Source organism: Nocardioides sp. YJ-D4 (assembly GCF_054031495.1).
On sequence record NZ_CM132932.1, the window covers coordinates 3,188,370 to 3,210,734 of the forward strand.

Below are 22,365 nucleotides of genomic sequence, written 5' to 3' on the forward strand. Positions count from 1 at the left end.
TTCCACGAAGGAGGTTGGGGTTCACCGAGTTACCTCGGTGAACATCCGCCCCCTTGCCTAGAGGTAGAGACCGCCGGAGGAGCCGTGGTCGTGCTGGCCGTCCTGCTGGGGCCCGCCCTGGCCGGGGGTCGGCTGACCCTCGGGGGAGAGGCTCACACCCGGCGGCAGGCCCTTGCGGATCTGCTCGAACTGGGCGCGCGCGGCGACCTGCTGGGCGTAGATGGCGGTCTGGATGCCGTGGAAGAGACCCTCGAGCCAGCCGACCAGCTGCGCCTGCGCGATCCGCAGCTCACCCTCTGACGGCGTCTGCTGCTCGGCGAACGGCAGCGAGAGCCGCTCCAGCTCCTCGACCAGCTCGGGCGCGAGCCCGGACTCGAGCTCCTTTATCGAGGCCTGGTGGATCTCACGGAGCCGGTTGCGGGAGGCCTCGTCGAGCGGGGCGGCCTTCACCTCCTCGAGCAGCTGGCGGATCATCGAACCGATCCGCATCACCTTCGCTGGCTGCTCCACGAGGTCGGTCACATCGCGCTCTTCGTCCCCGTCCGCCTCGGGCGCGGTGGCGTCCTTGAGTACGTCGGCGGGCACCGCGATCGGCTGCCCGTCGGGTCCGATGACCACGACTTCCCCGGTCTGCTCCTGCGTCATGGGCTCAACCCTACCTAGCCTGCGGTGGTCAGCAGGATCTTGCCGGTGTGCGTGCCGGACTCCATGAGCCGGTGCGCCTCGGCGGCCTCCGCGAGCGGGAGTACGTCCTGCACGACCGCCTTCACCTCACCGGCCTCGACCATCGGCCAGATGCGCTCGACGACCTCGGCGCAGATCGTCGCCTTCTGCTCGACCGGGCGGCCGCGGAGGTTGGTGGCGATCACCGCGGCCCGCTTGCGGAGCAGAGCGTTGATGTCGAGCTCGGCCTTGGTGCCGCCCTGCATGCCGATGATGACCAGACGGCCCTCGGGGTTGAGGGCGTCGATGTTGCGGGCGAGGTACTTCGCGCCCATGTTGTCGAGGATGACGTCGGCGCCGCCGTAGACCTTGGCGACCTCGACGAAGTCCTGGTCCTTGTAGTTGATGACCGCCTCCGCCCCGAGCGACTTGGCGAGCTCGGCCTTCTCCGCCGAGCCGACCGTGGTGATCACCCGGGCGCCGATCTGGCTGGCGAGCTGGATCGCCATCGTGCCGATCCCGCCGGCACCGCCGTGGACCAGGAACGTCTCGTCGGGCGTCAGTCCGCCGACCATGAACACGTTGGACCACACGGTGGTGGTGACCTCGGGAAGCGCTGCGGCGGTGACCAGGTCGACGCCATCGGGCACCGGCATCACCTGTTCGGCCGGTACGGCGACCTTCGTCGCGTAGCCGCCCCCGGCCAGGAGCGCGCACACCTCGTCGCCCTCCTGCCACTCCTCGACGCCCTCGCCGACCGCGGAGATCACGCCGCTGCACTCCATCCCGATGATGTCGCTGGCGCCCTTCGGCGGCGGGTAGAATCCCTGACGCTGCAGCAGGTCGGCCCGGTTGAGCCCCGCGGCGGCGACGTCGATCACGACCTCACCAGCTGCCGGCTCCGGGTCGGGACGGTCGGTGACGGTGAGGACCTCGGGCCCTCCGGGCTGCTCGGCTACGACGGCTCGCATGCCTCAACACTAGGAGGCTAGAGCGACTTCAGGTCCGTCCAGGTGTCGATGTCGCGGTGCTCGTCGCCCTCCGAGGGGACCTCGACGAGATCGAGGTCGGCCAGCAGCTTGCGCAACGGCATCCCGTGCTGCCCTTCGTGGTCAGGGCGGACCTCGGCGAGCCGCTCGGTGGAGAGGACCAGGGCCAGCTGCCGGCGCTCGTCGGGCCCGACGAGCACGGCGCCGTCGTGACCGAACGCCGCCTCCCTGAGCCGCGACAGCGTCCGCGGCCGCAAGAATGGCATGTCGACGGCGATCACCCCGACGTACGCCCGCGGGGTCAGCAACGCGTCCACGCCGGTCAGCAGGGCGGCAACCGGGCCGCCGAAGCGCGGGTCCTCACGGACGAAGGTCACCGGACGCTCGGTGTGCACCGGGTCGCCCACGACGACGACCTCCATCGCGTCGACGACCGCATCCAGCGCCCAGGCCAGCATCGTGCGACCGCCGAGCTCGATGCCGGACTTGTCGATCCCGTCGAGGCGGGAGCTGCGTCCTCCGGCGAGCAGCACGGCTGCGTACGGCTCCCATTCGTCCCAGACAGTCACGCGACCACCTCCGTCGCTCGACTCACTCGCTGACGCTCGCTCACACAGCGGGACTCTAGTCTGGAGACGTGACCACCTGGAACAGCCTCCGGATCAGTCTCGTGCAGCACGCCTCCGGCCTCGAACCCGACGCCAACCGGTCCCTCCTGAGCGAGCTGACTCCCGCCGACAGCGACCTGGTCGTCTTCCCCGAGGTCTTCGCCAGGGACTTCGGCAAGCCGGGCTCCGACCTGAGTCCGTACGCCGAGGCCCAGGACGGACCGTTCGGGACCGAGCTGTCCCGGGTGGCCGAGAAGCGCGGCACCACGGTGGTGGCCGGGATGCTCGAGACCAGTGGCGATGCCGACGGACGGCCGTTCAACACCCTGCTCGTCCGGGGCGGTGCGGAGGCGGCGTACCGGAAGATCCATCTCTACGACTCCTTCGGCTACAAGGAGTCGGACGCGCTGGTAGCGGGCGCGATCGAGCCGGTCGTGGTCGACATCGACGGGGTGCCGACGGGGCTGATGACCTGCTACGACCTGCGCTTCCCCGAGTTCGCGCGGCGTCTGATCGACCAGGGAGCCGAGCTGATCGTGCTGCCGGCCGCGTGGGTCGCCGGTCCGCGCAAGGTCGACCACTGGCGCACCCTCGTGCGAGCACGCGCGATCGAGAACACCGTCTTCATCGCGGCGGCCGCCCAGTCGGCCCCTCGTTACTGCGGTCATTCGATGATCGTCGACCCTCTCGGGGACGTTCTGGCCGAGGCCGACGACGGCGACGAGATCGTCTCCGCGACGATCGATCGAGCGGTGCTCGCGGAGGCGCGTCGCACCAACCCCTCCCTGGTCAACCGCAGAATGTGACCTCGGTCAACAACTCCCCGTCACAGCGGTAAACGGATATCGATGACTCGTTAGGTTCACCCCTTCCCCGGTATCCTCGCCTGTTATGGACCGAGCCCCCCGCCGTCGCGCTGACAAGAGCAAGCGTGGCCGTCGTGCAGCCGGTCGCAGCGAGCCCACACCCGCCTACGTGGAGCCGACCTCGAGCGAGGCGCTGGCGTACGACCAGTGGGCGGAGGACGACTGGAACGGCTATCAGGACACCAGTCAGACCTTCGGCGGGCAGAGCAACGGCCCGGGCTGGAGCGAGAACGGCTGGGCCGACGAGACGTGGTACGACGAGCGTCAGTCGGCTCAGGAGCCTCCCTCCACGGGCGGTGGTCGCCGGATCGCCGGCCGTGCCGAGCCGGAGCAGTTCGACGAGCCGAACGGCTACACGGGCAAGCGAGCCGCGCGGACGGCCCCGGAGGAACCCTCCTACGGCGGCTACCCGGCGCCGGAGTACCGGCCCGAGCCCGCGCCGGCCCTGAGCGGGCCGACCGCGCCGCCGCCGAGTGCCTGGCAGGCACCGGCCTACTCCACGCCTGCCCCCTACCTCGGTACGACCGGCCTGACCCAGGCGCCGCAGACGCCACCCCACATCCAGCAGCCCGCGTATCAGCCCGACCCCTACCAGTCCGGCCATCTCGAGCCGGTCCACGAGCCTGTCGGCCCCTACGACCCCGAGACATCCGGTCGGCCGACGACCGCCGCCAAGGTGACCTCGTTCCTCGCACAGCCGCGGGTCCCCGGAGCCGGTGCTGCCCGTGCGGGCCTCGGCATCATCGAGAGCCTGACCGCCGGCACCGTCCGGGCGATCTGGCTGGCAGCGCTGGCCGTCGGCGTGCTCGGCCTCGTGGTCAGCGCCTTCGACCTGGGCCCGGAGATCTTCGGCGGTCTCGGCGCCGTCGTGGTCGGCACCGCGTACACCTTCGCGCTGGCTCACCGCACCGGTGGCCGCCCGCTGATCTTCGGCTCCCTGGCAGGGGTTGCCGGGATCGTCGTGGTGCTCGTGGACAACGAGGCGCTGCGTACGGGTGCGGCGGTTCTCGTCGCATCGGTGGCGGCGGTCCTCGCGGTGATGGCCACCGTCCCGTCGCGTCGCTTCCCGAAGACCATCCGGGAGACGTTCATCGCTGTCGGCATCGCCGCGCTCGGCAGCTTCGCCGCGCTCGGCTTCGAGCCGGTGGTGATGGTCTCCCGATTCGAGTACGCGACGCTGGCCTGCTCGCTCGCGATCGCCTTCTTCGCGGTCTACCGCCTCGGTGCCGGCCTGCACGGCCTCGGCCGGCGCGGCGCTATCATCGTCGGCATCGGTGGGCTGATGCTCGCGCTCACCCTGATCTACGCCGAGATGCTGCGTCGCTACGGCAGCACCGGCCTGATGGACTCGGTCGACGACATGCAGCGCTGGTGCCGCATCCACATCGGTGGCTACCCGCACCCGATCCAGGCGCTCTTCGGGGTCCCGGCGCTGGTCTGGGGCACCCACATGCGCTCCCGGCGCCGCCAGGGCTGGTGGGTCTGCCTCTTCGGCGTCGCGCTCACCGCGCCGGTCGCCAGCACGTTCCTCAACCCCGACGTCGGGCTCGCCGAGGCGGCTCTCTCGGTCGTCTACAGCATCCTCATCGGCCTGGTGATCGCATTCGTCATCATCCGCATCGACCTCGCGCTCACCGGCTCGACGGCCGCCGGCAGCGGTCGCAGGGCGGCGCGTGAGGCCGACGAGGCCAGCGCTGTACGCCCCGAGCCCGGCCGCACCCACGCGCTCCTCTGAGGCGCTCTCCAGCTGGGGCTACCACGCGGTAACCCATAGGTTCTGGGATATGAGCCGCAGAGTCCCCACCACGATCGCTGCCGAGATGGTCGCGAACGTCATGAGCGTCGGAGTGCAACCCGGGGACAAGGTGGCCGCCGGAGACACCGTCATGCTCCTGGAGTCGATGAAGATGGAGATCCCGGTCCTCGCCGAGGCCCCGGGCACCGTGGTGGCGGTCAAGGTCGCCTCCGGAGACGTCGTCCAGGAGGGCGACGTTCTCGTCGAGTTGAGCGCCTGAGGCTCAGGCGCACTAGACTCGGCCACGCGCCCACGGGCGCATGGAGAGGTGCCGGAGTGGCCGATCGGAACCGCCTTGAAAGCGGTCGTAGGGAGACCTACCGCGGGTTCGAATCCCGCCCTCTCTGCCACAGCTGGACGTCTTGAGACTCAGACCTCTTGCAGGTGCCGATCCACGTCGATCATCAGCCGCCGCAGCTCGAGGAGGAGATCCTCGAGGTCGGTGCGGTCGAGCACGTCGTCGGCGAGGACGGCGAGCCTGCTCAGCAGAGTTCCGCGGTCGCGGAGCGCGCTGACATCGGTGAGGGCATGCCACTCCTGGCCGGTGTCGAGGACCAGCAACGCCTCACGTACGCCTCCGAGGCGCTGGCGCACCGACCAGCGCCAGAGACCGACGTTGGCCCCCGGACGGGGAGCGGCGATAGCGGTATCCAGGGCCCGAAGAGCATCCGACATATTGGGAAGCACACCTGTCATGACCAGATTGTGACCTAGGTCACGTAAAGGAGCAAGCCGATGCGGCTCTCGGCTCCCGTGTCGGCCACAATGGAGAGCGTGTCATCTGCTGAGCTCACCTACTACCGCCTCGCTCCATCCGTGCAGGCCCGCCTCGTCGGCGCCGCCATGGTCGGCCTGGCGCTCCTGGTCTTCGCCGGTACGGCCGTCGTGATCGCGGCCCGGATCGACTTCGCGTGGATCTTCATTCCGCTCGTCGTCGGCGTCGCCGCGGTGATCGGGTTCGGTTGGTGGCTTCGCAACAAGGCGTACGTCCTGCGCGCCAGCGCTCAGGGCTACCGGGTCGCGTTCGTGCGAGGTGCCGGTGTCCGCGAGGCTCGCTGGGTCGACATCCAGGAGGCGGTGACCACCATGCCCGGCGGCACGCCGTGCCTCGAGCTGCGGCTCAAGAAGGGTGGCGCAACCACGATCCCGGTGACCATCCTCAGCATCGACCGAGAGCAGTTCGTACGCGAGCTGCAGGTCTATCTGAAGGCCACGATCAAGCCTCTCGACACCACTGCGGGTTCGTCCGACGCGCCCTGATTGGTCCCAGGACTGCGGGTCTTGTAGCCTGTTCGAGCGGTATGGAGGCGTCGCCTAGTCCGGTCTATGGCGCTCGACTGCTAATCGAGTTTGGGGCTTAAACCCCATCGAGGGTTCAAATCCCTCCGCCTCCGCCAGTTTCAATGCGTTTGGCCCCCTTCATGAGGGGGCCAAACTGCATTCTGACCTGCAATTTTAAGCAGTGCAAAAGTCCGTACGCCGGAACTTGGGTTACCCGAAAGTCGCCAACCTGCACAATAATCATCCCGTAGGCCTCTCGGCACCAGAATCGGCCTCGAGACCAGGAAGGCAAGAACATGAAGCTCGTACGCACCGCGGCGGCTCTCGCGCTGGCCTCGGCGGCGACGGTGGCGGTCACGCTGTTTCCCGCGGGCCCGGCCCAGGCGGACATCTCCTGGGGATTCGATGCTGAGCCGGACAAGACGGTCCAGTCCGTAGACATCTCCTGGGGTGTGGCTGGCCCAACGGCCTCGAATGCTCAGGCGAAGGACATCTCCTGGGGCTGATCGCCGCGAGTCTATTCAGTCATCGAGGGCGCTCGACCCGCTACGTCCGATCTCGTAGCCGAGCTGGAAGCGGGTGTCGACGCCGTACTCTTCTTTGAGGTCGGCGACGTAGCCGGCGTACGTCCTGGGGCTGACGCCCAGCCGCTTCGACGCGGCTGGGTCTGAGTGGCCCTCGATGAGCATTCGAAGGGTCATCGACCGCTGCTCGCTGGCGATGTCCTTCAGAGTGGACGGGTCACCGTGGCCGAAGGGCCGCCCCCGTTCCCAGGCTCGCTCGAATACATCGACCAGGTAGGCAACGACGGACGGTTCGCGAACGGCGACTGCTACATCGACGCCGTCCGGGCTGGGAATGACGGCGATCCGGCGATCAAAGATCAGCATGCGATTGAAGAACTCGTCGAGAGTCCGGACCTCACCGCCCGCTGCCGCGATGGCGGAGACGTACTCCCGCGTCTCGCTGCTGCGCCTTGCCGCGTGCTGGTAGAGGGTTCGCATGGTGACACCGCGCTTGATCATCGCCTGCTCCTTGGCGATCGTTTCCGCAAGGGCGTCCCCGCCGGCCCTCCTGTTCTGAGGTTGCGCGGTGAGCGCCTCGAACTCGCACTCGGCGGCGAGCGAGTCGACGAATGGCTGGATTGCCGGGCGATGCACATATGTGAACGGCCCCCGTTCGTCATCTGGTGCTGACCGTCGCCAGGCGTTGCGCAGGGCTGTGAAGTTGTTCGCCCATTCGGCGGACTCCTGGAGCAGGCGAATGCCCTCCTGGGTCATGGGCGCGACGATCTGAGCTTGCACGGTCGCGGGGTCAACGGGCACCCAGCTGGCATCGTCGTCGCCGGACCTGCGAACGAGGCCGAGCTCAGCCAACGTCGCCAACGCGTCGGCGAACTCCCCACCTTGGATGATCCGCGCGTCACTTGCGGGGATCCCGCCTCTTTCCGCGATGAGCTCGAAGAGCTCGATGCCCTTCGCCTCGAGCAGTGCACGCGTCCTCGGCGTGCGTCCCTCGTCGGTCACGTTCTTCTCCTCGCCGGACGGCGTGGGTTGACGCTTGCTCACGCTCCACCTCCCCGATGCTGTGGCTAGCGCCAGATCTTCTCACACGTGGCGATTTCTGGTCACGGACCATCATCCGCTAATCTTCTACACGTTGCTTCGGTAACACTGCGCCTGTAGCTCAACGGATAGAGCATCTGACTACGGATCAGAAGGTTTGGGGTTCGAATCCCTACAGGCGCGCAGAACATGACAACTTGAGAGATAGGCCCCTGACCAGGCAGAACGCCCAGGTCGGGGGCTTTCTTCATATCAGCAGTGGGTCCTGAGTTCGGGCGCTCGCTAACGCTTCTGCTAACAGGGCCATGGTTTCAGCGGCCTTCCCCGGTCTCGTCGTCGCGCTCTTCGGTGGTGTCGTCGTCCTGGTCGACGAGGTTGGCGAAGCGGTCCGCAACCTCGGCAGCCCGCTCCGGAATCGCGTGGGCATAGACCCGCAGACTGACCGATGGGTCAGTGTGACCCAGGCGAGCAGCCACCACGTGCACCGGTACGCCGGGCTAGAGAACCAGGGTTGCGTGAACGTGCCGCAGGTCGTGGAACCGGATGTGGGGGAGTGGCAACCCGCGGGCGTCCTCCGACTTGGCCTCGTTGGCTTCGGTGTACTCCTCGATGGTCTTGGCCAGTCTCTGGGTCGGCGCGGTCGGGTAGGTCGGCCGTCCGAGCCCGTTGACGAAGACCAGGCCCGAGGTTCCTTCCCATGCCTCACCGGCCACCGACTGGTCATGCATCTGCCGCTTGCGGTGAGCCTTGAGGGCGTCGAGCGTCTCCGCATCGAGGGATACCCGCCGTTCCCTGCCGCTCTTGGTGGACCCTTCGAGACGTTCGTTCTCGACCAGACCAGCGGATGCCCGGATGCGGATGGACTTGCCTGTCCAGTCGACGTCAGACCAACACAGGGCCAGGAGCTCACCTCGTCGAGCGCCGGAGTACGCCGCCAGCCGGTAGAGCGGGAACCACTGGTGATCCTTGATCAGGCCGAGGAACAGCCGGAGCTGCGCCGCATCCCACACGTCGGGGGCCTGTGCGTGGCCCTTGCTCCTGGGCTTCTTAGCCCGCAGCGCCGGGTTGCTCGGAAGGATGCCCTCGACCTGGACGGCGTCGTTGAGCGTCTTCCGGAGGGTGGCGTGAACGTAGTTCACCGTCCGGCGTGAGAGCGGCTTGCCGTCCTTGCCGCCGTGGTCGAGCAGGTCGACGTATAACTTCGTCAGCGTCATCGGCCGGACCTGCTGCAGGCGCATGTTGCCGATGTTCGGGATGACGTAGTTCTCGATCATCTGGCGATATCCCGACAGAGTCGCGGGCCGGACCTCAAGGGCATGCGCACCGAGCCAGTCCGCCAGGTACAGCGCCACCGAGATGTCAGAGCGGTCGACGAACTCACCACGCCGCGCAGCCACACGGCCTCATCCCGTTGTTCTTCGGCCTCATCCTTGGTTGCGAAGCCACCGACCCACTTGGGCTTGCTCTTGCCCGTGAGCGGGTCCCTGACGCGGATGACGAACTACCAGAGGTTGCCGCGCTTGATGATGCCGCCCTTCATGCCGGCCATCTAGGCCGCCTCCCCGATGCCCTCGACGTACGCCAGGAGAGCCGACGCCTTCACCCGGCGGCACGGTCGACCTCCTGAGCCTGCGCGTCAGCTACGCCATGGCTCACCCAGCGATGACGACCAGCCGACCAACTCAGACATCGCCTACCTCGCCCGCCACCAGATCGGAAGCCGCACCGTCGTGCACATCGCCGGCATCCACACGATGGGATCTCTCGGCGCGGTCGACTACCTGACCAACCACCTTGGCGACCTCTACGCGAAGACCAAGGATCAAGAGTTCTCGTGTGTCATCCGATGCGACTACGACCTTGCAAACGTCGAGGTTACCGGCAGCAGCCTCCTTGCCGGTCCGTTCATCTGGTAGCCGGCTATGCACGTCACCCTTGCCCAACACCCCGAACCACCTGCCGGGGATGACCGCGCCTTCATCACCTCAAACGCCGTCATCGTGCTCGACGGAGCGTCAGCCTTCGCAGCGCGAGATGTGCCTGCGTCGACGTACGCGGAACATCTGGGTTCAACCATGGCCGCACTCGTCGACGGCACCGATGAGGCGCTTACGGTGCTCCTGGCCGAGGCGATCAAGACGACGGCGGCCGCACTCGACCTGACCCCCGGAGGTCGGGCGCCGTCGAGCACGCTTGCGGTTGTCCGCAGGCGCGAGGATGCCTCGATCGATGTGCTGGTGTTGGGGGACAGCCAGGTTGTGGTTCCAGGGGAGATCCTTCGAGACGATCGACTCGGGCCGCTCGCGACTGAGGAGCGCACCGCCTACCGGGAGCGCCTCGCGGACGGGCGCGGATACGACGACGAGCACAGGCAGATCCTCGCAGCGCTCCAGGCCGAGCAACTCCGGCACCGGAACAAGCCCTGCGGATACTGGATCGCGGAGGCGGACCCGGCCGCCGCAGAGCATTCCCTCACCCGTCATCTGTCGCCCGACGAGGTTCCATGGTGCGTGCTCACCACAGACGGCGCGTATAAGCCGATGGAGTACCTCGGCCTAGACGACTGGTCAACAGTCGCGGCCGCAACCTCCGAAGGTCTCGCTGACCTCCTCCGGCGTTGCCAGGACTGGGAGACGACCGACGAGGGCGGACAACAACTCCCGCGCGCGAAGCGCCACGATGACAAGACCCTCTTGGCCGTCAGGTTCTAACTGGGACACGGACTTCTCAGTTCCAGCCCCATGAATGCGTGCAATCCATGCCCACAGTGGAGGTCACTGTGTCAACATGGCGGCTATGGCAGCACACGGTGACCTGTACTACTTCAGCGATCCGCAAGCACGGAGGCTTTACGCGGCCAACGACAACCGCGCGTGGCACACGATTGCCTGCGGTCATTGTGGGGCTACGGTATCTTCCGCTGTCATTGCGTTCCTTCCTGATGGGAGCGGCCAGCCGGATGGCCGCTGGCTACGGTGTCCTGGCTGCGGCGAGGGAAGTTTTATGAGCAGCACAGGAATCGTGTACCCCGGCCCGAAGGTCGGCCGGTCTGTTGAAGGTCTTCCCTCGAATGTTGAGCAGGCATACGACGAAGCACGTCGCTGCGCCGAGATCAACGCCTTCACTGCCTGTGAGATGACCTGCCGAAAGATCCTGATGCACATCGCCGTGGACAAGGGAGCCAATGAGGACAACTCCTTCAAGGGTTTCGTGGATTTTCTAGAGGCGAACCACCACGTCACGCCCGCGATGAAGCCATGGGTCGATGTCATCCGGAAGCACGGCAACGTGGCCGTTCACGAGTTGCCGCACTCCGACAAGGAGCGGGCTGTCGGCACCTTGACGTTCACTGAGCAGCTTCTTCGAAATGTGTACGAGATGGAGCACCTAGCAAAGCGGTTTGCGCCCGACCAAACTGGAGGTGACGGAAACTAGAACGGCGGGCCGTCGTCTGCCGGCTTGTCGTCGGGCTCCTCTTCCGGCTCTCTCTTTCGATCCACGTGATCTCTGTACCGCTGCTGGAACGTATATAGGTAGTTCACTAGCGCTTCGAGGAAGGCCACTGCATCGTCAGCGTCTTCTTCCGAAAGTGTCTCGTGCACGTCATGCGCGCCGCTGTTACCGAGGTCTCTGACAACCGACGACCAGTTGAGAAGACGTCGATCAATAACTTCTTAATTGTGAAGATTCTGCAATTTCTTCGCCAATGTGCCCGAAATCTGACCCTGCTCTGCGCATATCGCCTCGACGCCACGCCGGGCCATCAGGGTCGTCGCGACATAAGCGCGAATCTTGCGACATTCAACGGCCTCGGCATGGGCGGATTGAATGCTGTGAGGTACATAAGGAGGAAGCGGCTGATCCAGCGCGGGGAAAAGCTGGGTAAGGCGCGGCTGTCCGGCGCTGAAGAAGGTCGGCGGTTCCTCGTCGAACAGGTATGGGCTGTCACAGTCGGCGCAGCGAGCCACGACGACCATGTCAGGCGGAGGACCTGCCCAGGGACCTGCGTCGCGGGCCCATCGCGCCACCTCGTCCATCGCCCTTGGGCCACCACAGGTCGAGCAACCCCACGCGATCTTCCTGCCGCTTCCCTCTACAGATCGACCCTCGCTCACGCGTGCCGACAGTACGACAGAACGGAAGCGCACGGCGCACAACCGAAAGCGTCCGCGCTGCTATCCCCAATTCTCGTGAGAACTTTCTCTACTGACTCAAGGCGGCCTTCGGCCGCGAGCGCGGCCTCCGGGGGCGTGCGGCCTGGCGGCCGGTCCCCCTACGTGCCGCGCAAATGAAGAGAGCGCCCCAGTCCGTAGACCAAGGCGCTCTCGACCAGTGGCGGCCTCATCCCGTCGTCGCCGACCTCGCCGATCTGCGACACTGCCCGGCATGGCACTCTTCCGCCGAGCCCGAGCCTCGACACCGCCGAGCCCGAGCCCCCACGACACCGACCTCAGCACGCTGCTCCTCGAAGGCGAAGCCATGATCGAGCAGCTCGCCAACGCTCACGCCTCCACCTGGGGACTCGGTACCGCCGACCGCTGGGGCCTCGACCAACAGACCGGCACCATCACCTGGACCTTCCCCGATAAGACGGCCACCGCGCCCGCGCAGATCCTCGGCAACTACAACGCCGGCGCCGGATCTTGGATGTGGGCATGGGCCAACGACAGCATCCTGCCGGCCATGCGCACCGACGCTGAAGCGATTCGCTCCTGGGCAAACGACACCGGTAACACCAACCTCACCGTCCCCAAGTTCGAGGCCGACGACGAACTGGCAGCAACCCTCGCGGCCATCGCTGTCCGGATTACTCGCGCTACGGGCTTCTATCGAAGCAGCGGCCCTTCCAGCGTCTTCATCACCTTTGGACCAGTGACCATCACTCCAACCGACGGCGAGCCTTCGACCTTCAGCATCAACATCGGTGACTGAGCCCCAACGCACTGCACTCCGGCACCGCCCCGATCCCCAGGGTTTGCACGCCGCCACCTGGCATCACGGGCGCAAATGCGTTGCTACGCAATGGGCTACGCCCACCCTTGACACCAGGCAACGACGAGCAATCTTGGCTGGCTATCGGTTCGGTGGCGCTCCAATGGGCTTCCTCTACGAGGTCTGTTCCCGGCGCGTCCTTGCTAACGCACTTGCTAACAGAGTCCCCGGATGACCCCGGACGGTTCGGGAATTTCGTAGGGATGGCAGGGGAGCGCTGAGCGTGGATCGGACCTCGGCGGATGGTCCTCAAGTGCCTGCGGATCAGAAGGTTTGGGGTTCGAATCCCTACAGGCGCGCAGCACATGAAGAAGGCCCCTGACCAGGTAGAACGCCTGGTCGGGGGCCTTCTTCATGTCGCAAAGAGCGCCGACGAGAGCGCGCTTGCCCGCCCCTTTTGCTTTCAGCGGCACGTCAGCGGCCCTCTGCAGAGTCGTCGCCGCGGTCGTCCTCAGACCTGGCGCTTGTTCGTCGCGTTGTACGTCTCGACTGTCTGAACCAAGAGGGCGTAGGCCGACGTCGGATAGATCGGCTTGTCGAGGCCGTTGACGAAGACAGTGGCGCGCCTGGGTGGGTCGACACCACCTACCCCAAGCCGATCAACCGCTACCGCAACCTCGAGCCCACCGAGCCGCTACCGTTCCCGCCATGACCGAGGTCTCGCCCTTGACGCCGCCCGTGCCCGAACGGCTGCTCGGCCTCGCCGTCGTTGCCACGTTCCTTGTCGGCCTGGCCGTCGCCCTCGTCCTGATCGTGCTTCTCATCCGCCACCAGCTGCGGCGAGCCAAGTAGGCCGGCGTACCTCCATTCCAGACCAGTCCTTTCGCTGAAGACGAGCGGTGGGGCGCTGCTGGCTGGTGGGACAAGCCCCAGACCGCCGCCAAGGGATCAGTTCCCGGAATGGAGAAACGCTCCGGGCGGCGCCCGTCACGGTCCGGCGTCGGTCGCGGGCACCCACCCTTCCTCCTCGCGGATGCCCTGCATGATCCGGCGGCCGATCTCGCGCAGCTGTCGCGTCTGTGACGCCGTCAGTCGGTCGAGCACGAGCCTGCGGACGACCTGTACGTGACCAGGCGAGGCCTGGCGGACCTTCTCCGCGCCGGACTCGGTGAGGATGGCCAGGGTGTAGCGGCCGTCGGCGGGGTCGGGGGTGCGGCGCAGCCACCCTCGCGACTCCAAGCGCGTAGCGGCTCGCGAGAGCCGCGACAGCGTGCTGTTGGCGTACCCGGCCAGCACGCTCATGCGGAGGGTGTGCTCGGGCGACTCTGCGAGGGCGTACAGGATGCCGTACTCGAAGTGGGTGAGCTCCGCGTCGCGCTGGAGCTGGCTGTCCAGCGCCGGAGGCAGCCACTCGAGCACGGTCGCCAGAGCGGCCCATGCCTCCAGGTCCTCGCCCGTGAGAGGGGCGGTCGAGTCGGCGGGACTGTGATCGGGCATGGCGGCAGCGTACGGCATCTGGAGGGGGCGAAGCTGCTCGACTGACTTGCTCAAGCAAGTCAATCTGCCTACAGTTGACTTTCCTGAGCAAGTCAAAATGGTCGGAGTCGGCCGATGGAGGAGACGAGATGGACATGGCTCTGAATGGCAAGAGGGCCTTCGTGAGCGGGTCGACGCAGGGCATCGGCTTCGCCGTCGTGCGGGCGCTCGCCGCGGAGGGTGCGGCCGTGGTCCTGAACGGACGCAGCGTCGATCGGGTGGACGATGCCGTCGAAAGGCTCCGTGCCTTCGTCCCGACCGCTGACGTGTCGGGGATCGCCGCCGACTTCGCTCATCCCGGTCAGGTGCGCGAGCTGATGGGCAGGCTCGGCGAGGTCGACGTCCTGGTGAACAACGTCGGCATCTTCGAGGTCAAGGCCTTCGAGGACATCTCCGACGACGACTGGCAGCGCTACCTCGAGGTCAACCTCATGAGCGCGGTCCGCTTGTCGCGGCATACGCTGCCCGCGATGCTGGCCGCGGGTTGGGGAAGGATCATCTTCGTCAGCAGCGAGTCGGGGGTGAACGTCCCTGCCGACATGACGCACTACGGAGTGACCAAGGCCGGGGCCCTGGCCCTGGGCAACGGCCTGGCCAAGCTCACTCGTGGCACGAATGTCACGGTCAACACGATCCTCGGTGGGCCGACATACTCCGACGGCGTCGCGGCGGCCATCGAGAGCATCGCCCAGGGCCAGGGGATGCCGGCAGAGCAGCTGAAGAGCGCCATCGCCTCGGGCAACACGACGTCGCTGCTGCAGCGCTTCATCGAGCCGGACGAGATCGCGAACCTTGCCGTCTACCTGGCGAGCCCGCTGTCGTCCGCCACCAACGGCGCCGCCGTCCGCGCCGACGGCGGCGTTCTCACCGGCATGCTGTGAGGCCGCGGGCCTCTACCGGATGACCGTCGCGGGCAGGCTGAGCAGGACGAAGGCACCTGTCGCGGTGAGGGTTCGGAGGGTGTGGAAGACCAGCCACGGCTTCTCGAACGAGGACACGGCGCCGCCGTTGGCCAGGGCGTCGTTGAGCGGCAGGTTCGCCGCGAACGTGATGACGACGGCGGCGACGGCCAGGACGGCGGCGCTGATGGAGATCGGGGTCCGGTGCCAGCCGAGGAGGACCAGGGCCAGGAGCGGGGCGCCCAGGAAGAAGGCCAGGAACACCGGGTTGACGATGACCACGTTGAGCCGGTTCATGACCCGTGCGTAGACCTCGTCCGGTTGGCCGTGCAGCGCCGGCATGAAGGCGACCAGGAAGGCGATGTAGATGCCGGCGGTGACGCCGTTGAGCAGCCTTGCGCCGGTGAGTACGACCTCGCTCATGACTGCTCACCCCGGCCGAGCTCATCGATGCTCCGAGCCGCGCGGCCCAGGACAGTCTCGACGTCGCTGGTCACGTACGCGTTGCGTCCGTCGAGAACCTCCTCGAAGAGGTACGCCAGTCCGGCCGCGTCTGCGGCCGGCAACCCCGCCGCGGTCAGGACCGCGATGTAGTCCTCGGTTGGGACGGGCCGGTAGGCGACGGTCGGTCCGCCGATGGCGTGCGCGGCCTCCTCGAAGGTGAGCAACTGGGGCCCGGTGAGCTCCAGGGCGCGGCCGACGTAGCTCTTGTCGAGGAGGGTTGCGACGGCGACGTCGGCGATGTCGTCGGCGTCGACGAAGGGCTCGGCCACGTTGTGCTCGACCATCGTGAGCGAACCGGCCGCGAGCTCGTCCGCGAACGCACCTTCGGTGAAGTTCTGCAGGAAGAAGGCCGAACGCAGGATCGTCCACTCGGCGCCCGAGGCCATCATGGCCTGCTCGGCTCGCTGGGCACCCTCCTCGCCGCGGCCGGAGAGCAGCACGAGCCGGCCGCAGCCGGCGGCGACCGCCTGGGCGGCGAACGCACCGATGATCTCGTCGGCACCCGGCAGGCCGAGATCGGGCTGGAACGTCAGGTAGGCCGACGCGCAGCCGTCGACAGCCTCGGCCCAGGTGGTCTGGTCGTGCCAGTCGAACCGGGGTGCCGAGTGGCGGGTGACGGCACGTACGTCGTGGTCGAGGGTGTGGAGGCGGCGGGCGACGCGCTGGCCGGTCTTGCCGGTGGCGCCGGTGATGAGAGTTGTCATGCCTCTAATCTGGCCTGCGGGGAGCGACGATGGAATACGCCTGGCTCCAGCAAGCATGCGCTATCGTCTCACCATGTCCTCACTGGATCTGCTCATGGACGGCCCGCGCGCCCAGGCCGCCTTCCTGCTGAAGGCGGTGTTCGCCGGCGAGTGGTCGATCACCGCCGAGGACGAGGTGCCGCTCACGGTCATTGCGATCGCACGAGGCAAGGCGGTCTTCACCGGCTGCGAGGGTCCGCAGGGCGTGGCGGCAGGGGACGTGATCGTGTGCCGCGGGCCCGCGACCTATGTCATCGCCGACTCGGCCGATCGCCCCGCCGACATCCGGATCCTGCCCGGTCAGGTCTGTGTCGACCCGAGCGGGGCCCTGCTGGCCGAGGAGCTGGCACTGGGCGTACGCACCTGGGGGAACAGTCGTTCGCAGGAGGCGACCGTGATGCTCATCGGGACCTATGAGCGCGAGACGTCGGTGGGCTCGCTGCTGCTGTCCCGGCTGCCGACCAGCGTGGTGCTGCGCGGTTTCGACACTGCCGTTGTCGACCTCTTGGCCGCAGAGCTGGTGCGTGAGGAGGCGGGCCAGGCGGCCCTGCTCGACCGACTGCTGGACGTACTCGTGGTCAAGGCCGTGCGCGAGGTGCTCGCGGCCTCCCCGGCGCTTCCGGCTGATGACGCGGTGGCCGCGGTGCTGCGGGCGATGGAACAGCACCCGCAGCTGCCCTGGACGGTCGCCGGCCTCGGTGAGCAGGTCGGTCTCTCGCGAGCCGCTCTGGCGCGACGCTTCACCGAGCAGGTCGGTGAGCCGCCGTTGGCGTACCTGACCCGGTGGCGTCTCGCCTTGGCCGCAGACCTGCTGATCGGCACGGATCTGACCCTGTCGGCGATCGCCGCCCGCGTCGGGTACGCCAACCCGTTCGCCCTCAGCGCGGCCTTCAAGCGGCTCCACGGGACCTCGCCGACCTACTTCCGGAGCCGACACGTCGCCTGATCCCCGGGTGGATTCGGCCGCCCGGATCGTTATTACGTCAAGCAACTACCCGCTAGCCTCGTTGGTATGGACGGTCGGCGTACAGCAGCTGGGGAGGTACGCCCACTCTCGCCCGAGGAGGAGACTGCCTGGCGTGCGCTGGGGCGGGCAGTCGTGGTGATTCCGCGGGTGCTCGACTCCGATCTCATGCAGTCGGAGGGTCTGAGTCTCACGGAGTACACCGTGCTGATGAACCTGTCCGAGGCGCCCGAGCGCTCGTTGCGCATGAGCGAGCTCGCCAACTACGTAGCGATCTCGGTCAGCGGGCTGACCCGTGTCGTCGAGCGGTTGGAGCGGACGGGACTGGTCGAGCGGGTCCGTTCGGCGGCCGACGGTCGCGGCCAGCTGGCGCGGTTGACCCCGGCCGGACTGACGTGTCTGAAGAAGGCGTGGCCGGTGCACCTGGAGAGCGTCCGGCGCCACGTGATGGATCATCTCCAGAACGTCGATCTGGTGGCGTTCGCCGATGCTCTCGCGGCGATCGCTCAGGCTGAGGCCGGACCGCCGGTTCGCCGCCGCGGTCGCTGATCATCGGATTCTGCCCGGACATCCTTGTCTGCTCAGGTAGGTTATTTGTGCGCACAAACAAATACGCTGGATCGAGCAAGGACGAGTGATGACAGACATCGACATCGAGGTGACACACGCCCCGGAGCGTCTGCGCTACGAAGCGCGTGTGGACGGAACCGTGGTGGGGTTCGCGGAGTACATCCTCGCCACTGACCTGATCGTGTTCACCCACACCGAGGTCGACCCGGCGTACGAGGGGAAGGGCGTCGGCTCCGCGATCGCCAGGTTCGCGCTCGACGACGTCCGCGACAGCAGCGAGCGCAAGGTGATGCCGCTGTGCCCCTTCATCAAGGGCTGGATCGGGAACCACCGCGAGTACGTCGCACTCGTCAAGCGTGTGCCCCCGTCGACGGCGAAGGACTGACCATGGCGCGCAAGACCTACACCGGGCCCGTGGTCGACGTCTCCTTCGACGGTGATGTGTGTCAGCACGCGGCCGAGTGCGTACGGGGGATGCCCGCCGTCTTCGATCCTTCCGCTCGGCCGTGGATCGACCCCGCGCACGCCGGTTCGGAGGGGACCGCTCAGACCCTGCGAGACGTGATCGGGCGCTGCCCCTCCGGCGCCCTTCGCGTCGTCGAGCACCAGGAGAGGTCGTGGTCGGCATGAACATCACAGTGATCGGGCGAGGCAACATCGGCGGTGGACTGGCCGATCTGTGGGAGCGCGCCGGCCACCGCGTGCTCAGGCTGGGTCGAGACGGTGGTGACGCCAGTGGGGCCGAAGCCGTACTGCTCGCGGTCCCAGGAGCCGCGGTAGAGGCAGCACTGTCATCGGTGACCGGGCTCGAGGGCAAGACCGTGCTCGACGCCACCAACCTCTACGGCGGCGCCCGGCCTCCGGCCGGGTTCTCCTCCAACGCCGAGTACGTCAAGTCGGTCACCGGCGGTGCCACGGCCAAGGCGTTCAGCACGAACTTCGCGTCGCTCTTCGGCCGGGTCGCCAGCGCTCGCGTACGACCGAGCAACCTGTGGTCCGGCGACGACCAGGCCGGCGACGTCGTCAGCCGGCTCAGCCACGATGCCGGGTTCGAGGCGGTCCGTCTGGGCGACTTGAGCATGGCCGCGACTCAAGAGGGCCTCGCCGGCACCATCTTTGCGATCTCGCAGTCGGGCCTCGGCGAGTTCGTCTACCGCATGGCACCGCCGGAAGAGCTCTGACGCGGCCTCATAATGTGCCGGTGACCCTTCCCCAGATCCTCGGGCGCCTGCGCCAGGTCAAGCCGCTCGGCTCCGGCGGATTCGCCGAAGTGTGGCTCTACCACGACCCGGACCTCGACTCGCCCGTCGCTGTGAAGGTGCTCAGCGCCCAATGGACGCAGGCGGCCGACATCCGGGAGCGGTTCCTGCAGGAGGCGCGCTTCCTCCGGTCGGTCGACTCGCCCCACGTCGTCTCGGTCCACGACATCGGCGAGACGCCGGAGGGAGCGCCCTACTTCGTGATGGCGTACGCCGACGCGGGCAGCGTCGCGGAGCTGATCACCCAGCACCCTCAGGGGATGCCGCCACAGCTGGTGGCCGACCTGGTGGCACAGGCCGCGGCCGGCCTCGACGCGCTGCACGTGCGCTCGGTCATCCACCGCGACGTGAAGCCGGCCAACATCCTGCTCACCGGCGGGTCCGACGGTCGGCTGCGCGCGATGGTCGCCGACCTCGGCGTGGCCCGCGCGCTCGACCAGCACTCGGAGGTGACGCGGCAGATCGGGACGCCCGCCTACATGGCGCCCGAGCAGTTCGACGAGTCACTGCCTATCGACCATCGTGCCGACGTACGCAGCCTCGGTGCGGTCGCCTGGGCGATGTTCGCGGGCCGCTCACCCGCGCCGGCGCTGACGGTCGTATCCCGCGTTCCCGAGCTCGGCACGGTCGCGCCTGTGCCGGCCACGGTGTCGGCGGTGATCATGCGGGCCCTGGAGCCGAGGGCCGAGGACCGCTGGCCGGACGCGGGGAGCTTCGCCGCAGCACTCACCGCCGCGGCTGAGGGACGGGCGGTCGCCGTACCTCCACCTTCGGACGCGCAGACCGTGCTCCGTTCACCGTCCGCAACGCCGCAGCCGCAGCCGCCCGCGCGCGGCCGGCGCAACGCCGTCCTCGTCGGGGCCGCCGTCGTCAGCGCCTTGGTGCTGGGCGGCGCCGCGACCTGGTTCGTGGCGCGCGGTCAGGCCGAAGAGCCGGCCAGCGGCGCAGAGACGACTGCGGGGCAGCCGGTCAGCGGCGCGGAGACCGCGGCCGTCCGGTTCGTCGATGCGCTCCAGGCAGGTGACTGCGAAGCCGCCGGCCTCTACATGCCCGACCTCGACGACCCGGCTGGCTGGGACTGTACCGATGACGCCAACGGCGGCGACGGCTTCTACTACCACATCCTCGACGACCTCGACGCCGACGGCGAGCGGCGGGTCGAGGACCTCGGGGACGGGCTCTTCCGGGTGGTCTGGGTGGATCAGGGCTACGTCAACATGCAGCGCCAGGAAGACAGCCTGTTCAAGGTGCAGCAGGTCGTCTGCTGCTAGAGGTCGAACCGGGGCTCATTCGCTGCGCAGGATCTTCGGCGGACCTGCTGGGGTGGCCTCGCCGCGCTCGACAGCGGCGTTGTGGCTGGCGAGGGCGGCTTCGAGGAGCTCCATGAGCGGGGTCTCCTCGCGGGCGATCTGCAGGTACTTCGGGCCGAGGGAGACGATGAGGTCGCGCTCGGCGAGGAGGGCGTTGTGGATGCGCTCGCGCTCGGCCGGGTCGGCGGTGTACTCGGAGTCGAGGTAGGCGGCGGCGTGCCGGCGGGCGTTGGCGATGGCGTTCTTCGCGCGACCGCGCTTGCTGAAGAGCGAGGCGACGATGGTGACGACGAGTACGCCGAGGATGACGCTCAGGGAGAGGCCGGTGCTGATCTCGGCCACGTGCACGGGCTCGCCGTCGTTGACGAACGGGATGTTGTTCTCGTGGAGCGCGTGCAGGATCAGCTTCACACCGATGAAGGCGAGGATCGCGGCCAGGCCGTAGGACAGGAAGATGAGCCGGTCGAGGAGCCCGTCGAGCAGGAAGTAGAGCTGGCGCAGACCCAGCAGCGAGAACGCGGTCGCGGTGAAGACGAGGTAGACGTTCTGGGTGAGGCCGAAGATCGCCGGGATCGAGTCGAGGGCGAAGAGGATGTCGGTGCCGCCGATGGCCACCATCACCAGCAGCATCGGCGTCAGGATGCGCTTGCCGTCCTCCACCGTGAAGAGCTTGTCGCCGTCGTAGTGCTCGCTGACGTGGAACAGCCGCCGGGCCAGGCGTACGACGACGTTCTCCCCGTCGGAGTGGCCGTCGGGCTTCAGCATGTTGCCGGCCGTCATCAGCAGGATCAGCCCGAACAGGTAGAACACCCAGGCGAAGGTGTTGATCAGCGCGGCGCCCACGAAGATGAACGCGGTGCGGGCGATCAGCGAGAACGTGATCCCGAAGAGGAGCACCTTCTGCTGGTCCTCACGGGGCACCCGGAAGCTGGTCATGATGATCAGGAAGACGAACAGGTTGTCGACCGAGAGCGCCTTCTCGGTGATGTAGCCGGCGAAGTACTCCCCGCCCATCGTGCCGCCGCCGAAGATCAGCACGCCGACGCCGAACAGCAGCGCGATCGCGACGTAGATCGCCGACCAGATGGCCGACTCCTTCAGCGTGGGGGTGTGGGCCTTGCGTACGTGGAAGACGTAGTCGAAGCCGAGCAGCCCGATGATCGCGACGACGGTGACCAGCCACACCCATGTCGGTGCGCCCATAGTGACAAACCCCCTGAGAGTCGACCCGAGACGTGGGATCGGCCTCAGCCTAGGCGGAGGGCCTCGGGATCGACAGCCCATCGATGATCTGGGGCAGCGCGTCTTCGAGGAGTCGGTCGGCCCGCGGGTCGTCGTGGCGGATCGTACGCATCGTGACGCTGTGGAGGAACACACCCATCAGCGTCTGGGCGAGGAGATCGGTCGGCATCGTGGAGGTGCGGTCGAGGCGGTCCAGGGCGAGGTCGACGACCTCGACGAGCTGCTCGCTGAGCGCCGTGAACGTCGCCGAGCTGATCTCTCGCGCGTCGGCGTCGCGCAGGCTCTGCAGCACCACCTCGCTCTGCAGGACGAACCAGCGGTCCTGGAGGGGCCGGATCGCGTCGAAGGCCGCGCCGATCAGTGATCCGCTCGAGTCGGCGTCGCTGTGCTCGCCGACAGCGGTGCGTACGGCCTCGATCAGCCTCTCCGACTCTTCCTTGAACGCCTCGAGCAGCACCTCCTCGACGCTGCCGAAGTTGGAGTAGAACGCTCCGCGCGTGTAGCCGGCGGCGCTGACCAGGTCGTCGACGGTGACCCTGCGCGCCCCGCGCTCGACGAAGACGTCGACGGCCGCGGACAGCAGCCGGGCGCGGGTGTTCGTACGTCGCCTGGGGGCCTTCACCTCGGTCATGTAGCAAT

31 protein-coding genes, 3 tRNA genes and 1 pseudogene are annotated in these 22,365 nt (G+C 67.5%); 20 read left to right on the forward strand and 15 right to left on the reverse strand.

Annotated features, from left to right (window positions below; translation table 11 throughout):
* Nucleotides 1-57: 57 nt before the first annotated feature.
* From ACW14X_RS15155 to mobA, 3 genes are read right to left on the reverse strand one after another with little or no spacing between them, the layout of a single operon-like run.
* The gene (locus ACW14X_RS15155; RefSeq protein ID WP_160026222.1) at nt 58-645 is read right to left on the reverse strand and encodes a bacterial proteasome activator family protein; all 588 of its coding nucleotides are present in this window, start codon (nt 643-645) and stop codon (nt 58-60) included.
* 14 nt (nt 646-659) lie between these two features.
* Complete coding sequence (locus tag ACW14X_RS15160) at nt 660-1,634, reverse strand: NAD(P)H-quinone oxidoreductase (RefSeq protein ID WP_457162522.1); 975 nt, start codon at nt 1,632-1,634, stop codon at nt 660-662.
* A gap of 17 nt (nt 1,635-1,651) precedes the next feature.
* Entirely contained in the window at nt 1,652-2,221 is a 570-nt protein-coding gene (gene mobA / locus ACW14X_RS15165; protein ID WP_457162523.1) for a molybdenum cofactor guanylyltransferase, read from the reverse strand.
* Nucleotides 2,222-2,289: 68 nt separating this feature from the next.
* On the opposite strand from mobA, the gene ACW14X_RS15170 reads away from it, so the two are divergent.
* The 4 genes from ACW14X_RS15170 (at nt 2,290) to ACW14X_RS15185 (ending at nt 5,271) form a co-directional block, all read left to right on the forward strand.
* Nucleotides 2,290-3,066, forward strand: coding sequence for a carbon-nitrogen hydrolase family protein (locus tag ACW14X_RS15170; RefSeq protein ID WP_457162524.1), 777 nt, complete (start codon nt 2,290-2,292; stop codon nt 3,064-3,066).
* A gap of 85 nt (nt 3,067-3,151) precedes the next feature.
* On the forward strand, nt 3,152-4,861 hold the full coding sequence (locus tag ACW14X_RS15175) for a hypothetical protein (protein ID WP_457162525.1): 1,710 nt from the start codon (nt 3,152-3,154) through the stop codon (nt 4,859-4,861).
* Between the two features lie 49 nt (nt 4,862-4,910).
* Complete coding sequence (locus tag ACW14X_RS15180; RefSeq protein ID WP_160026226.1) at nt 4,911-5,141, forward strand: biotin/lipoyl-binding carrier protein; 231 nt, start codon at nt 4,911-4,913, stop codon at nt 5,139-5,141.
* A gap of 42 nt (nt 5,142-5,183) precedes the next feature.
* Nucleotides 5,184-5,271, forward strand: a tRNA-Ser gene (locus tag ACW14X_RS15185).
* Nucleotides 5,272-5,290: 19 nt separating this feature from the next.
* Here the strand turns inward: ACW14X_RS15185 and ACW14X_RS15190 are convergent.
* On the reverse strand, nt 5,291-5,617 hold the full coding sequence (locus ACW14X_RS15190; RefSeq protein ID WP_350660380.1) for a hypothetical protein: 327 nt from the start codon (nt 5,615-5,617) through the stop codon (nt 5,291-5,293).
* 69 nt (nt 5,618-5,686) lie between these two features.
* On the opposite strand from ACW14X_RS15190, the gene ACW14X_RS15195 reads away from it, so the two are divergent.
* The 3 genes from ACW14X_RS15195 (at nt 5,687) to ACW14X_RS15205 (ending at nt 6,708) form a co-directional block, all read left to right on the forward strand.
* Entirely contained in the window at nt 5,687-6,181 is a 495-nt protein-coding gene (locus ACW14X_RS15195) for a hypothetical protein (RefSeq protein ID WP_350713842.1), read from the forward strand.
* Nucleotides 6,182-6,224: 43 nt separating this feature from the next.
* A tRNA-Ser gene (locus tag ACW14X_RS15200) sits at nt 6,225-6,318 on the forward strand.
* Between the two features lie 180 nt (nt 6,319-6,498).
* Nucleotides 6,499-6,708, forward strand: a complete 210-nt coding sequence (locus ACW14X_RS15205) for a hypothetical protein (protein ID WP_160026229.1) — start codon at nt 6,499-6,501, stop codon at nt 6,706-6,708.
* 15 nt (nt 6,709-6,723) lie between these two features.
* On the opposite strand, the gene ACW14X_RS15210 is transcribed toward ACW14X_RS15205, so the two are convergent.
* Nucleotides 6,724-7,728, reverse strand: a complete 1,005-nt coding sequence (locus ACW14X_RS15210; protein WP_160029323.1) for a LuxR family transcriptional regulator — start codon at nt 7,726-7,728, stop codon at nt 6,724-6,726.
* Nucleotides 7,729-7,877: 149 nt separating this feature from the next.
* Here ACW14X_RS15210 and ACW14X_RS15215 point away from each other — a divergent pair.
* Nucleotides 7,878-7,950: transfer RNA gene (locus tag ACW14X_RS15215), tRNA-Arg, on the forward strand.
* A 128-nt stretch (nt 7,951-8,078) separates the two neighbouring features.
* Here ACW14X_RS15215 and ACW14X_RS15220 read toward each other — a convergent pair.
* The 3 genes and pseudogenes from ACW14X_RS15220 to ACW14X_RS15230 form a co-directional block, all read right to left on the reverse strand.
* On the reverse strand, nt 8,079-8,243 hold the full coding sequence (locus ACW14X_RS15220) for a hypothetical protein (RefSeq protein ID WP_457162526.1): 165 nt from the start codon (nt 8,241-8,243) through the stop codon (nt 8,079-8,081).
* 21 nt (nt 8,244-8,264) lie between these two features.
* Complete coding sequence (locus ACW14X_RS15225; protein WP_457162527.1) at nt 8,265-9,164, reverse strand: tyrosine-type recombinase/integrase; 900 nt, start codon at nt 9,162-9,164, stop codon at nt 8,265-8,267.
* A gap of 29 nt (nt 9,165-9,193) precedes the next feature.
* Nucleotides 9,194-9,262, reverse strand: a pseudogene (locus tag ACW14X_RS15230) (hypothetical protein); the annotation flags it as partial.
* A gap of 70 nt (nt 9,263-9,332) precedes the next feature.
* Between ACW14X_RS15230 and ACW14X_RS15235 the strand changes: the two are divergent.
* From ACW14X_RS15235 to ACW14X_RS15245, 3 genes are all read left to right on the forward strand, one after another.
* Nucleotides 9,333-9,683: a hypothetical protein gene (locus tag ACW14X_RS15235; protein ID WP_457162528.1), complete on the forward strand. Its 351-nt coding sequence runs from the start codon at nt 9,333-9,335 to the stop codon at nt 9,681-9,683.
* A gap of 6 nt (nt 9,684-9,689) precedes the next feature.
* Nucleotides 9,690-10,478, forward strand: coding sequence for a hypothetical protein (locus tag ACW14X_RS15240; protein ID WP_457162529.1), 789 nt, complete (start codon nt 9,690-9,692; stop codon nt 10,476-10,478).
* 292 nt (nt 10,479-10,770) lie between these two features.
* Nucleotides 10,771-11,202, forward strand: a complete 432-nt coding sequence (locus tag ACW14X_RS15245) for a DUF4145 domain-containing protein (RefSeq protein ID WP_457162530.1) — start codon at nt 10,771-10,773, stop codon at nt 11,200-11,202.
* On the opposite strand, the gene ACW14X_RS15250 is transcribed toward ACW14X_RS15245, so the two are convergent.
* Nucleotides 11,199-11,435 carry a hypothetical protein gene (locus tag ACW14X_RS15250; protein WP_457166067.1) on the reverse strand — a complete coding sequence of 79 codons (237 nt, stop codon included), beginning with the start codon at nt 11,433-11,435 and terminating at the stop codon, nt 11,199-11,201. The genes ACW14X_RS15245 and ACW14X_RS15250 overlap by 4 nt on opposite strands.
* Nucleotides 11,436-11,441: 6 nt before the next feature.
* Nucleotides 11,442-11,744, reverse strand: a complete 303-nt coding sequence (locus tag ACW14X_RS15255; protein ID WP_457162531.1) for a hypothetical protein — start codon at nt 11,742-11,744, stop codon at nt 11,442-11,444.
* Nucleotides 11,745-12,153: 409 nt separating this feature from the next.
* Here ACW14X_RS15255 and ACW14X_RS15260 point away from each other — a divergent pair, with 409 nt between their 5' ends.
* Both ACW14X_RS15260 and ACW14X_RS15265 read left to right on the forward strand, forming a co-directional pair.
* A complete protein-coding gene (locus tag ACW14X_RS15260) occupies nt 12,154-12,699 on the forward strand; it encodes a DUF6882 domain-containing protein (RefSeq protein ID WP_457162532.1) in 546 nt (181 codons plus the stop codon).
* Between the two features lie 708 nt (nt 12,700-13,407).
* On the forward strand, nt 13,408-13,551 hold the full coding sequence (locus tag ACW14X_RS15265; protein ID WP_457162533.1) for a hypothetical protein: 144 nt from the start codon (nt 13,408-13,410) through the stop codon (nt 13,549-13,551).
* A gap of 135 nt (nt 13,552-13,686) precedes the next feature.
* On the opposite strand, the gene ACW14X_RS15270 is transcribed toward ACW14X_RS15265, so the two are convergent.
* Nucleotides 13,687-14,196, reverse strand: a complete 510-nt coding sequence (locus ACW14X_RS15270; RefSeq protein ID WP_350713807.1) for a MarR family winged helix-turn-helix transcriptional regulator — start codon at nt 14,194-14,196, stop codon at nt 13,687-13,689.
* A gap of 128 nt (nt 14,197-14,324) precedes the next feature.
* On the opposite strand from ACW14X_RS15270, the gene ACW14X_RS15275 reads away from it, so the two are divergent.
* A complete protein-coding gene (locus ACW14X_RS15275) occupies nt 14,325-15,116 on the forward strand; it encodes an SDR family NAD(P)-dependent oxidoreductase (protein WP_457162534.1) in 792 nt (263 codons plus the stop codon).
* A gap of 12 nt (nt 15,117-15,128) precedes the next feature.
* Here the strand turns inward: ACW14X_RS15275 and ACW14X_RS15280 are convergent, their stop codons facing one another.
* Both ACW14X_RS15280 and ACW14X_RS15285 read right to left on the reverse strand, forming a co-directional pair.
* Nucleotides 15,129-15,557 carry an anthrone oxygenase family protein gene (locus ACW14X_RS15280; RefSeq protein ID WP_160026235.1) on the reverse strand — a complete coding sequence of 143 codons (429 nt, stop codon included), beginning with the start codon at nt 15,555-15,557 and terminating at the stop codon, nt 15,129-15,131.
* Nucleotides 15,554-16,342 (reverse strand): NAD(P)H-binding protein, encoded by a 789-nt coding sequence (locus tag ACW14X_RS15285; protein ID WP_457162535.1) that lies wholly within the window; start codon nt 16,340-16,342, stop codon nt 15,554-15,556. Before ACW14X_RS15285 ends, ACW14X_RS15280 begins: the two co-directional genes overlap by 4 nt.
* Nucleotides 16,343-16,415: 73 nt before the next feature.
* On the opposite strand from ACW14X_RS15285, the gene ACW14X_RS15290 reads away from it, so the two are divergent.
* From ACW14X_RS15290 to ACW14X_RS15315, 6 genes are all read left to right on the forward strand, one after another.
* Nucleotides 16,416-17,327, forward strand: a complete 912-nt coding sequence (locus ACW14X_RS15290) for an AraC family transcriptional regulator (protein WP_457162536.1) — start codon at nt 16,416-16,418, stop codon at nt 17,325-17,327.
* Between the two features lie 66 nt (nt 17,328-17,393).
* Entirely contained in the window at nt 17,394-17,894 is a 501-nt protein-coding gene (locus tag ACW14X_RS15295; protein WP_160026238.1) for a MarR family winged helix-turn-helix transcriptional regulator, read from the forward strand.
* Between the two features lie 88 nt (nt 17,895-17,982).
* The gene (locus ACW14X_RS15300) at nt 17,983-18,300 is read left to right on the forward strand and encodes a GNAT family N-acetyltransferase (protein WP_160026239.1); all 318 of its coding nucleotides are present in this window, start codon (nt 17,983-17,985) and stop codon (nt 18,298-18,300) included.
* 2 nt (nt 18,301-18,302) lie between these two features.
* Nucleotides 18,303-18,545 (forward strand): (4Fe-4S)-binding protein, encoded by a 243-nt coding sequence (locus ACW14X_RS15305; RefSeq protein WP_457162537.1) that lies wholly within the window; start codon nt 18,303-18,305, stop codon nt 18,543-18,545.
* Nucleotides 18,542-19,096 (forward strand): NADPH-dependent F420 reductase, encoded by a 555-nt coding sequence (locus tag ACW14X_RS15310; protein ID WP_457162538.1) that lies wholly within the window; start codon nt 18,542-18,544, stop codon nt 19,094-19,096. The genes ACW14X_RS15305 and ACW14X_RS15310 overlap by 4 nt, the downstream gene beginning before the upstream one ends.
* A 20-nt stretch (nt 19,097-19,116) precedes the next feature.
* The gene (locus ACW14X_RS15315) at nt 19,117-20,445 is read left to right on the forward strand and encodes a protein kinase domain-containing protein (RefSeq protein WP_457162539.1); all 1,329 of its coding nucleotides are present in this window, start codon (nt 19,117-19,119) and stop codon (nt 20,443-20,445) included.
* Between the two features lie 15 nt (nt 20,446-20,460).
* Here ACW14X_RS15315 and ACW14X_RS15320 read toward each other — a convergent pair whose 3' ends face one another.
* Nucleotides 20,461-21,687, reverse strand: coding sequence for a TerC family protein (locus tag ACW14X_RS15320; RefSeq protein WP_160026243.1), 1,227 nt, complete (start codon nt 21,685-21,687; stop codon nt 20,461-20,463).
* A gap of 49 nt (nt 21,688-21,736) precedes the next feature.
* Entirely contained in the window at nt 21,737-22,357 is a 621-nt protein-coding gene (locus ACW14X_RS15325) for a TetR/AcrR family transcriptional regulator (protein ID WP_160026244.1), read from the reverse strand.
* Nucleotides 22,358-22,365 lie beyond the last annotated feature (8 nt).

Bases quoted from the DNA above. Each gene is read 5' to 3' on its own strand.
- ACW14X_RS15155 (WP_160026222.1), bottom strand. From the start codon at position 645: ATGACGCAGGAGCAGACCGGGGAAGTCGTGGTCATCGGACCCGACGGG.
- ACW14X_RS15160 (WP_457162522.1), bottom strand. From the start codon at position 1,634: ATGCGAGCCGTCGTAGCCGAGCAGCCCGGAGGGCCCGAGGTCCTCACC.
- ACW14X_RS15175 (WP_457162525.1), top strand. From the start codon at position 3,152: ATGGACCGAGCCCCCCGCCGTCGCGCTGACAAGAGCAAGCGTGGCCGT.
- ACW14X_RS15180 (WP_160026226.1), top strand. From the start codon at position 4,911: ATGAGCCGCAGAGTCCCCACCACGATCGCTGCCGAGATGGTCGCGAAC.
- ACW14X_RS15190 (WP_350660380.1), bottom strand. From the start codon at position 5,617: ATGACAGGTGTGCTTCCCAATATGTCGGATGCTCTTCGGGCCCTGGAT.
- ACW14X_RS15195 (WP_350713842.1), top strand. From the start codon at position 5,687: ATGGAGAGCGTGTCATCTGCTGAGCTCACCTACTACCGCCTCGCTCCA.
- ACW14X_RS15205 (WP_160026229.1), top strand. From the start codon at position 6,499: ATGAAGCTCGTACGCACCGCGGCGGCTCTCGCGCTGGCCTCGGCGGCG.
- ACW14X_RS15235 (WP_457162528.1), top strand. From the start codon at position 9,333: ATGCCCTCGACGTACGCCAGGAGAGCCGACGCCTTCACCCGGCGGCAC.
- ACW14X_RS15240 (WP_457162529.1), top strand. From the start codon at position 9,690: ATGCACGTCACCCTTGCCCAACACCCCGAACCACCTGCCGGGGATGAC.
- ACW14X_RS15245 (WP_457162530.1), top strand. From the start codon at position 10,771: ATGAGCAGCACAGGAATCGTGTACCCCGGCCCGAAGGTCGGCCGGTCT.
- ACW14X_RS15255 (WP_457162531.1), bottom strand. From the start codon at position 11,744: ATGGTCGTCGTGGCTCGCTGCGCCGACTGTGACAGCCCATACCTGTTC.
- ACW14X_RS15260 (WP_457162532.1), top strand. From the start codon at position 12,154: ATGGCACTCTTCCGCCGAGCCCGAGCCTCGACACCGCCGAGCCCGAGC.
- ACW14X_RS15265 (WP_457162533.1), top strand. From the start codon at position 13,408: ATGACCGAGGTCTCGCCCTTGACGCCGCCCGTGCCCGAACGGCTGCTC.
- ACW14X_RS15270 (WP_350713807.1), bottom strand. From the start codon at position 14,196: ATGCCCGATCACAGTCCCGCCGACTCGACCGCCCCTCTCACGGGCGAG.
- ACW14X_RS15275 (WP_457162534.1), top strand. From the start codon at position 14,325: ATGGACATGGCTCTGAATGGCAAGAGGGCCTTCGTGAGCGGGTCGACG.
- ACW14X_RS15280 (WP_160026235.1), bottom strand. From the start codon at position 15,557: ATGAGCGAGGTCGTACTCACCGGCGCAAGGCTGCTCAACGGCGTCACC.
- ACW14X_RS15285 (WP_457162535.1), bottom strand. From the start codon at position 16,342: ATGACAACTCTCATCACCGGCGCCACCGGCAAGACCGGCCAGCGCGTC.
- ACW14X_RS15290 (WP_457162536.1), top strand. From the start codon at position 16,416: ATGTCCTCACTGGATCTGCTCATGGACGGCCCGCGCGCCCAGGCCGCC.
- ACW14X_RS15295 (WP_160026238.1), top strand. From the start codon at position 17,394: ATGGACGGTCGGCGTACAGCAGCTGGGGAGGTACGCCCACTCTCGCCC.
- ACW14X_RS15300 (WP_160026239.1), top strand. From the start codon at position 17,983: ATGACAGACATCGACATCGAGGTGACACACGCCCCGGAGCGTCTGCGC.
- ACW14X_RS15305 (WP_457162537.1), top strand. From the start codon at position 18,303: ATGGCGCGCAAGACCTACACCGGGCCCGTGGTCGACGTCTCCTTCGAC.
- ACW14X_RS15310 (WP_457162538.1), top strand. From the start codon at position 18,542: ATGAACATCACAGTGATCGGGCGAGGCAACATCGGCGGTGGACTGGCC.
- ACW14X_RS15320 (WP_160026243.1), bottom strand. From the start codon at position 21,687: ATGGGCGCACCGACATGGGTGTGGCTGGTCACCGTCGTCGCGATCATC.
- ACW14X_RS15325 (WP_160026244.1), bottom strand. From the start codon at position 22,357: ATGACCGAGGTGAAGGCCCCCAGGCGACGTACGAACACCCGCGCCCGG.